This window comes from Lysobacter sp. TAB13, assembly GCF_052113885.1.
In the GTDB taxonomy this organism is placed as follows: Bacteria; Pseudomonadota; Gammaproteobacteria; order Xanthomonadales; family Xanthomonadaceae; genus Lysobacter; species Lysobacter gummosus.
Window position 1 is genome coordinate 174362 of sequence record NZ_JBFRDR010000013.1, and the last position, 7687, is coordinate 182048.

General features: G+C 66.5%; 6 protein-coding genes. All 6 read right to left on the minus strand.

What is annotated here, in order from left to right; genetic code table 11:
• Positions 1–94: 94 nt before the first annotated feature.
• A complete protein-coding gene (kdpB, locus tag AB4Y92_RS16760) occupies positions 95–2155 on the minus strand; it encodes a potassium-transporting ATPase subunit KdpB (RefSeq protein ID WP_441820678.1) in 2061 nt (686 codons plus the stop codon).
• 11 nt (positions 2156–2166) lie between these two features.
• The gene (kdpA, locus tag AB4Y92_RS16765; RefSeq protein WP_441820679.1) at positions 2167–3909 is read right to left on the minus strand and encodes a potassium-transporting ATPase subunit KdpA; all 1743 of its coding nucleotides are present in this window, start codon (positions 3907–3909) and stop codon (positions 2167–2169) included.
• A 136-nt stretch (positions 3910–4045) separates the two neighbouring features.
• A complete protein-coding gene (locus tag AB4Y92_RS16770) occupies positions 4046–4138 on the minus strand; it encodes a potassium-transporting ATPase subunit F (protein ID WP_057943452.1) in 93 nt (30 codons plus the stop codon).
• A gap of 14 nt (positions 4139–4152) precedes the next feature.
• Complete coding sequence (locus AB4Y92_RS16775) at positions 4153–4899, minus strand: TorF family putative porin (protein ID WP_441820680.1); 747 nt, start codon at positions 4897–4899, stop codon at positions 4153–4155.
• Positions 4900–5164: 265 nt separating this feature from the next.
• Complete coding sequence (locus AB4Y92_RS16780) at positions 5165–6025, minus strand: alpha/beta hydrolase family protein (RefSeq protein WP_441820681.1); 861 nt, start codon at positions 6023–6025, stop codon at positions 5165–5167.
• Positions 6018–6839 (minus strand): bifunctional hydroxymethylpyrimidine kinase/phosphomethylpyrimidine kinase, encoded by an 822-nt coding sequence (thiD, locus tag AB4Y92_RS16785; protein ID WP_441820682.1) that lies wholly within the window; start codon positions 6837–6839, stop codon positions 6018–6020. Before thiD ends, AB4Y92_RS16780 begins: the two co-directional genes overlap by 8 nt.
• Between the last annotated feature and the right edge of the window lie 848 nt (positions 6840–7687).

Consider the following 7687-nt stretch of genomic DNA (forward strand, 5'->3'; position numbering starts at 1 on the left):
CCTGTTGATTAGGTCGGGCCGTGCTGGCTTCGCTCGGCCCTCGCCCCAACCCCTCTGCCGCGAGCGGGAGAGGGGCTTTGTAGGGCGCGGCAGCTCAGAAGATCGCCACCAGCGCCATGTCGATAAGCTTGATCGCCACGAACGGCAGCAACACGCCGCCGACGCCATAGACCAGCATGTTCCGGCGCAGCAGCGAGACCGCGGTGGCGGGCTTGAAGCGCACGCCGGCCAGGGCCAGCGGGATCAGGGCCGGGATGATGATCGCGTTGAAGATCAGCGCCGCCAGCACCGCATTGGTCGGGCTCGACAGATGCATGACGTTGAGCGCGGCCATCTGCGGAATCGCCGCGGCGAACAGGGCCGGCAGGATCGCGAAGTACTTCGACACGTCGTTGGCCAGCGAGAACGTGGTCAGCGCGCCGCGGGTGATCAGCTGCTGCTTGCCGACTTCCACCACCGCCAGCAGCTTGGCCGGATCGGAATCCAGATCGACCATGTTGCCGGCTTCCTTCGCCGCCTGCGTGCCCGAGTTCATCGCCAGTCCGACGTCGGCCTGGGCCAGCGCCGGCGCGTCGTTGGTGCCATCGCCGACCATCGCGACCAGACGGCCGCCGGCCTGCTCGGCGCGGATGCGCGCGAGCTTGTCTTCCGGGCGCGCTTCGGCGATGTAATCGTCCACGCCGGCCTCGGCCGCGATCGCCGCGGCGGTCAGCGGGTTGTCGCCGGTGATCATGACCGTGCGCACGCCCATCGCCCGCAGACGCGCGAAGCGTTCCTTGACGCCGTGCTTGACCACGTCCGACAGCTCGATCACGCCGAGCACGTAGCGGCCTTCGGCCACGACCAGCGGCGTGGCGCCGCTGCGCGCGACCTGCTCGATGCGGGCATTGAGTTCGGGGATGACCTCGCCGCCGAGCGAACGCACATAGTTGCCGATCGCATCGCCCGAGCCCTTGCGGATCGAGCGCGCGCCGCCCGGGTAATCCTCGGGCAGATCGACGCCGGACATGCGGGTCTGCGCGCTGAACTGGATGTAGTCGGCGCGTTCGGGTTCGAGCGAATTGCTGTGCAGCTCGCGCGCCAGGCGCACGATCGATTTGCCTTCCGGGGTCGGGTCGGCCAGCGAGGACAGCAGCGCAGCATCGCGCAGCTGCGCGCGATCGACGCCGGCCAGCGGATGGAACGCGGTCGCCTGACGGTCGCCGAAGGTGATGGTGCCGGTCTTGTCGAGCAGCAGCACATCGACGTCGCCGGCCACTTCCACCGCCTTGCCGGATTTCGCCAGCACGTTGGCCGACAGCGCGCGGTTCATGCCGGCGATGCCGATCGCCGGCAACAGGCCGCCGATGGTGGTCGGGATCAGGCAGACCAGCAGCGCGATCAGCAGCAGCGGATCGAGCTTGGCGCCGACGAAGCCGGCGAAGAACGGCAAGGTCGCGACCACGATCAGGAAGGTCAGCGTCATCGCCGCCAGCAACATGGTCAGGGCGATTTCGTTCGGCGTCTTCTGCCGGTTGGCGCCTTCGACCAGGGCGATCATGCGGTCGAGGAAGCTGTGGCCGGGCTCGGCGCTGACTTCGATCACGATCTCATCCGACAGCACCTTGGTGCCGCCGATGACGCCGGAGCGATCGGTGCCGGCCTCGCGCAGCACCGGCGCGGATTCGCCGGTCACCGCCGATTCGTTGATCGTCGCCACGCCCTTGACGATTTCGCCGTCGGCCGGAATCAGCTCGTTGGCCGAGACGATTACCCGGTCGCCGGGCTTCAAGGTCGAAGCGGCGACGCGGGTTTCGTTCTTGCCGATGGTGTCGAGCTTGCGCGCGACCAGATCGCGCCGCGCCGCTCGCAATGACGCGGCCTGGCCGCGGCCGCGCGCTTCGGCGACGGCTTCGGCGAAGTTGGCGAACAGCACGGTGATCAGCAGGATCACGCTGACCGCGATGCCGAAGCCGGTGTTGCCCGGAACGAAGATCGTGATCAACGCCGACAGCACCGTGCCGAGCAGCACGATCGCCATGATCGGGCTGCGCACGGCGTGGCGCGGCGAGAGTTTTACGAAGGATTCCACAATCGCCGCGCGCAGGCCGGCGGCGTCGAGGCCGGCGACCGCGGTGGTGCGGCGCTGCACTCCGAGATGGGTTTGTTCAGTCACGATGGCATACCTCAGAGAGCGGGGCTGCTGAGCGCCGGAACGGCGCCCGCATACAGCGTCAGGTGGTCGGCGATGGGGCCGAGGACCAGCGCCGGCATGAATTGCAGGACGGTCAGGATCACGATCACCGCGATCAGGGTCAGGGCGAAGGTCGGCGTTTCCGCGTGCAAGGTGCCGGCGCTTTCCGGCGCCACGCGCTTGCGCGCGAGCAAACCGGCGACCGCGAGCGGCACGATCAACGCCGGGTAACGGCCCAGCGCAAGCACCGCGGCGCAGCTCAGGTTCCACCAATACGTAGCGTCGCCCAGGCCTTCGAACCCCGAACCGTTGTTGGCGAAGGCCGAGGTGTACTCGTAGAACACCTGGCTGATGCCGTGGAAGCCCGGATTGGAATTGGCGGTGATCGACGGAATGGCCAGGGTGACCGCGCTGAAGCCGAGCACGACCAGCGGTTGCAACAGAATCAGCAGCGCCAGCAGGCGCACTTCCGGAGCTTCGATCTTGCGGCCGAACAACTCCGGCGTGCGCCCGGTCATCAGGCCGGCCAGGAACACCGACAGCAACAGATACACCAGGAACTGCTGCAGGCCGCAGCCGATGCCGCCCCAGATCGCGTTGATCAACATGTTGACCATGGCCATGCCGCCGGTCAGCGGCGCCAGCGAGTCGTGCATGGCGTTGACCGAGCCGTTGCTGGTCTGGGTGGTCAGCGCCGCCCACAAGGCCGAGCCGTCGGCGCCGAAGCGGGTTTCCTTGCCTTCCATCAGCGCCGCGTCGGCGCTGGTGAACGAATGCGCTTCCGACCACACGGTAAGACCGGTGGACACCACCGACATCATCAGCATGCTGCCGAACACCAACGCGGTGAGTTTGCGGCGGCCGGTGAACGGGCCGATCATGAAGGTCACCGCGACCGGAATCAGAATCAGCGCCAGGGTTTCCAGCAGATTGGCGAACGGCGTCGGATTCTCCAGCGGCACCGCGCTGTTCGGGCCGTACCAGCCGCCGCCGTTGGTGCCCAGCTGTTTCGCCGCGACCATGGCCGCGACCGGTCCGACGGGAATCTTCTGTTCTTTCAGTTCGACGCTGTGATCGAGCGGAGCAACGCTCGCCGCGCCTTGCAAGGTCGAAGGCACGCCTTGCGAAGTCAGCAGCACCGCCCAGACCAGGCACAGCGGCAGCATGAAACGCAGGGTGGCGCGGGTGACGTCCACCCAGTAGTTGCCCAGGTCGCGCGTTTCACCTTCGCGGGTGACGGCATTGGGCGCGCCCATCGCCTGGCGTCCGCCGAACAGGCCGCGCAGGGTGGCGACCACGATCGCCAGACCCATCATCGGCGTGACCACCTGCAGCCCGACGATGCCGACCATCTGCGACAGATAGCTCAGCTGCGACTGACCGGAGTAGTGCTGCTGGTTGGTGTTGGTGAGGAACGACACCATCGTGTGCAGCGCGGTGTCCCAGCGCATGTTGGGGATGTTGTCCGGGTTGAACGGCAGCCAGGCCTGGGTCATGAACAACACCCAGACCAGCACCGCCAGCACGAGATTGCTCAGCGCGAAGGCCAGCGCGTAACCGCGCCAGCTCATGCCGCGGCCGGGATCGACGCCGAGGGCGCGGTAGATCGTGCGCTCCAGCGGTCCGAACACCGCGTCCAGACGCGAGCGGTCGCCGCGCATGACCCGCGCCAGGTACAGGCCGAGCGGCCATCCCAGGCCGACGGCCAGCGCGAATACGAGAATGATTTCGATCATGGTGAAACACCGGGCGATGAAGGATCCGTCGCGACGCATCCGGCGTCTCTACGGACCGCGCCCGAACGGTCGTTCCGTTCGGGCGCTGAGGAAAGGTGATGCGGATCGGTCCTGGTCCGCACTGCGGCTGCGCGGACTAGAAGTCTTCCGGACGCAGCACGACGTAGAACAGATACGCGGCGGCCACCAGGACCGAGACCGCGCACAACATGGAAAGCCAGCCAGGCATGGTCGTATCCCCTGTCAGAACGAGGCTTGCACGGCCGCTTCGATGCGCGAGCCGGCAAGGGAGTCGCCGAAAATGCGTTCGGCGTTGTGATCGGTGGCGTGCGCGGTCAGGCGCAGTTCGAACGGCGCCTTGACCGCCCAGATCGCGCTGAGCTGACCGTGGCTGTAGCTGCGGTCGTAGACGTCGTCGAGGAAGTAATGGCCGACCGCGGCTTCCAGGCGCAGCGCGTCGTTGACCGGGAAGCGGGCGCCGATCTGCGTGTAGATGCCGCGATCCTTGCTGCCCAGCGCTTCGTTGGAATAACCCAGCGACAGCCAGTAGTTGTCGCGATAGGTCACGGTGCCGTTGAGCTCGGTCCAGTTGAGATCGCTGGTGGTCGAGGGATAGCGGTAGTGCAGGACGTTGACGTCCAGCGCCCAGTCCTGGGCGATCTTGCCGGCCCAGCCGACGGTGAAGTCGAGTTCGCTGCTGGCGTGGGTTTCCGGCGCGAACTCGACGTTGGAACCCCAGATCGAGCCGTAGAAACCGTTGGCCGCGGCGGCCTTGAAGCCGACCTGCACGGCCGGATCGCCTTGCGTCTGCGAGCTGCCGCGCCAGACGTAGTCGCTGGTGAGCGCGGCCGAGCCGGTGAAGCTGGCGCTGGACGTTTCAGCGGCGTTCGCGCGCGTGCCCAGCGCGAGCAGGCCGAGGCCGGCGCAGACGGCGAGAAGCAACGGAGCGGCGGCCTCGCGGCGGCGGAACAGATGATGCGACGACGACATGGGTGTATCCGTGAATTGGGAACGAGGCCGGTCTTGGCCACGTCGTCATTCTCGGAACATGGGGCGTAAAGCCGCTATTTCGTGCAGGCCGTCACGCCGTAAATTCAGCGTAAAAAATCGCGGGTTGGGCGTAAATCGCTGCGGTGCGGCATCGTGGTTGTTGATGCGGCCGATGTTGGAGCGGCGCAAGTCGCAACCATAGGTGCATCGTTGCTGCGAGGCCGCCGCTCACACTGCGGCCTGCGCGAGATTCGCGCGGCCTCGCCTATTTGCGTAGCAACGCCTTCGCCACCGCTTCGGGCTGCTTCAGCCACGAGAAGTGATCGGCGCGCGTTCCCAGATCGCTCTCGCGCAACACCACGGTCTCGGCGCGCGAACGCGGTAGCTTCGACACCAGGAAATCGAGCGAGGCCCGCGGCACCAGCCAATCGCTGTCCATGATCGCCGCGCGGATCTCGACGTCGGCCTGGGCCATGCCGGCTTCCATGTCCGCCTCGATGCCGCGCGCGGTGTAGCGGCCGCTCAGCGCGGTCAACGCCCAGTCGCGGATCAGGCTGCGCGCTTCGTTGCCGCCGAAGCCGATGCGTTTGCCGGGCAGGGCGCCGTTGACCTGCGCCAGCCACGGCAGGAAGCGGTAGATCATCGGCATCGCGATCCGCCGCGGCATCGGCCACGTGCGCCAGTACGGCGCGCCGCTGGCCGCCAGCCACAGCGAACGCGGCATCAGCGGATCGTTGTGCAACGCCGCCAGGCCCAGGCGCATGCCGGCCATCTGCCCGCCGAGACTGTGGCCGCCGATGATGCGCGGCACGCCAGGCAGCGCCGCCGCGGCCGCGGCATCGCTGAGCGGAATATCTTCGAGCAACAGTTCGCGATAACCCCAGTCGCTGCCGCGGCCGGCGCGCAGACTGCTGCTGCCGTTGCCGCGCCATTCGTGCACGAACACGGCGACGCCGTCAGCGGCCAGCGCGTGCGCGAACGGCAGATAGTTGCGCGCGGCGACGCCGAGCGCGGGCAACCACAGCAGGCTGGCGTTGGGTTTTTGCGGGATCACGGAGATCAGCGACCAGCGATGGCCGTCGGCGCCGCTCAGCGGGGATTCGCCGACCAGGACGGATTCAAGCACGCGGCGCGGCTCCGAAATGATCGAGCACCAACACCTCGCTGCGTCCCGGCCGATAGCCGAGGCGAAGCGCGTCGTGCACATAGTCGGCGGCGGCGACGCTGGCTTCCTGCAGCGAGCGTCCCAGGCACAGATTCGCCGCGACCGCCGAAGCGAGCGTGCAGCCGGTGCCGTGCGCGTCCACTTGCAGGCGCGGGTGCGCGATCTGGCGCACCGCTCCGGGTTGCGCGAACAGATCGACGACATCGCCGTCGTCGGGCAGGTGCCCGCCCTTGAGCAGCACCGCGTGCGCGCCCAATGCGAACAGTCCGTCGATGGCACGATGCATGGCGTCGCGATCGGCGATGGATGCGCCGAGCAGCAGTTCGGCCTCGGGCAGATTCGGCGTGATCACGCTGGCCAGCGGCAACAGGCGCGTGCGCAGCGCGTCGAGCGCGGAGGGTTCGAGCAGGCGCGCGCCGGAGGTGGCGACCATGACCGGATCGAGCACGATGTATTGCGGCCGGTAGTGTTCGAGCGCGTCGGCGACGGCGAGGATGACTTCGGCGGTGGCGAGCATGCCGAGTTTGACTGCGCGGATATCGAAGTCGTCGAAGCAGGCATCGATCTGCGCGCGCAGGAACCCGGTATCGGGCACATGCACGGCGCTGACCCCGCGGGTGTGCTGCGCGGTCAGCGCGGCGATGGCGCTCAGTCCGTGCACGCGGTGCGCGGCGAAGGTCTTGAGATCGGCCTGGATACCGGCGCCGCCGCCGGAGTCGGAACCGGCGATGGTCAGGGCGCTGGGGGGGCGGGGGGAAGGGTGTGGGGCGGTCATGGGGTTAGCGTACCCAAATCGTTTGGGGTGTGGGGATGGGGTGAGAGGTGGTGTGTGCGAGGGGGCGAGCAGCAGTTTGCGAGGTTTTGCGGTTCGTTCCTCGCCTTAGCCCTTGGCCTTGCGCTTGCTGTTGCTGTCGCCAAGATTTTTCTTTGGCTTTGGCTTTGGCTTTGGCTTTGGCTTTGGCTTTGGCTTTGGCTTTGCTTTGGCCTGGCTTTGTTTTTGCCGTTGCCGGGCGCCGCTTGTAACTCGCGAGATCAGGGACACCCGGAGGGCGGCGCACATGGACGTGCGCCGGGTCCCGCCGTGGGCAGGATGCCCACTGCGGGACCTGCCTGCGCAAGCATCGCACTCGTGGCTTTTGATTCGAAACAGCTAAAGCCCTTTCTTTGGTTACTTTCTTTGTGGCTTTGGACAAAGAAAGTGACCCGCCGCTCCATGGCGGAAGCTTTAGGCGTTTGATCTTGCTCTTGCTCTTGCTTGAGGCTTTTGCTTTTGCTCGTCATTCCCGCGAAAGCGGGAATCCAGAGACTTCAAACGTTCTCGCACGAAAGGCCCTGGATTCCCGCGTTCGCGGGAATGACGGTAGGAGGGAGTGCGCAGGGCTGGTTGTTTCGATCAGGGGCTTCGGGTTCCTTAAGAAGCCCTAGAAGCCTTAGAAGCCTCAAGCAAGATCAAACGCTAAACGCTTCCGCCATAGAGCGGCGGGTCACTTTCTTTGTCCAAAGCGACAAAGAAAGTAACCAAAGAAAACGCTTTGGCTGTTTCGAGTCAAAAGCCACGAGTGCGATGCCGACGCAGGCAGGTGCCACATTGGGCATCCTGCCCAAGGTGGCACCCGGCGCACG

What these genes read in the sequence shown, in the direction of transcription:
- kdpA (WP_441820679.1), bottom strand. Translation starts at nt 3,909, where the DNA reads ATGATCGAAATCATTCTCGTATTCGCGCTGGCCGTCGGCCTGGGATGG.
- AB4Y92_RS16770 (WP_057943452.1), bottom strand. Translation starts at nt 4,138, where the DNA reads ATGCCTGGCTGGCTTTCCATGTTGTGCGCGGTCTCGGTCCTGGTGGCC.
- AB4Y92_RS16775 (WP_441820680.1), bottom strand. Translation starts at nt 4,899, where the DNA reads ATGTCGTCGTCGCATCATCTGTTCCGCCGCCGCGAGGCCGCCGCTCCG.
- thiD (WP_441820682.1), bottom strand. Translation starts at nt 6,839, where the DNA reads ATGACCGCCCCACACCCTTCCCCCCGCCCCCCCAGCGCCCTGACCATC.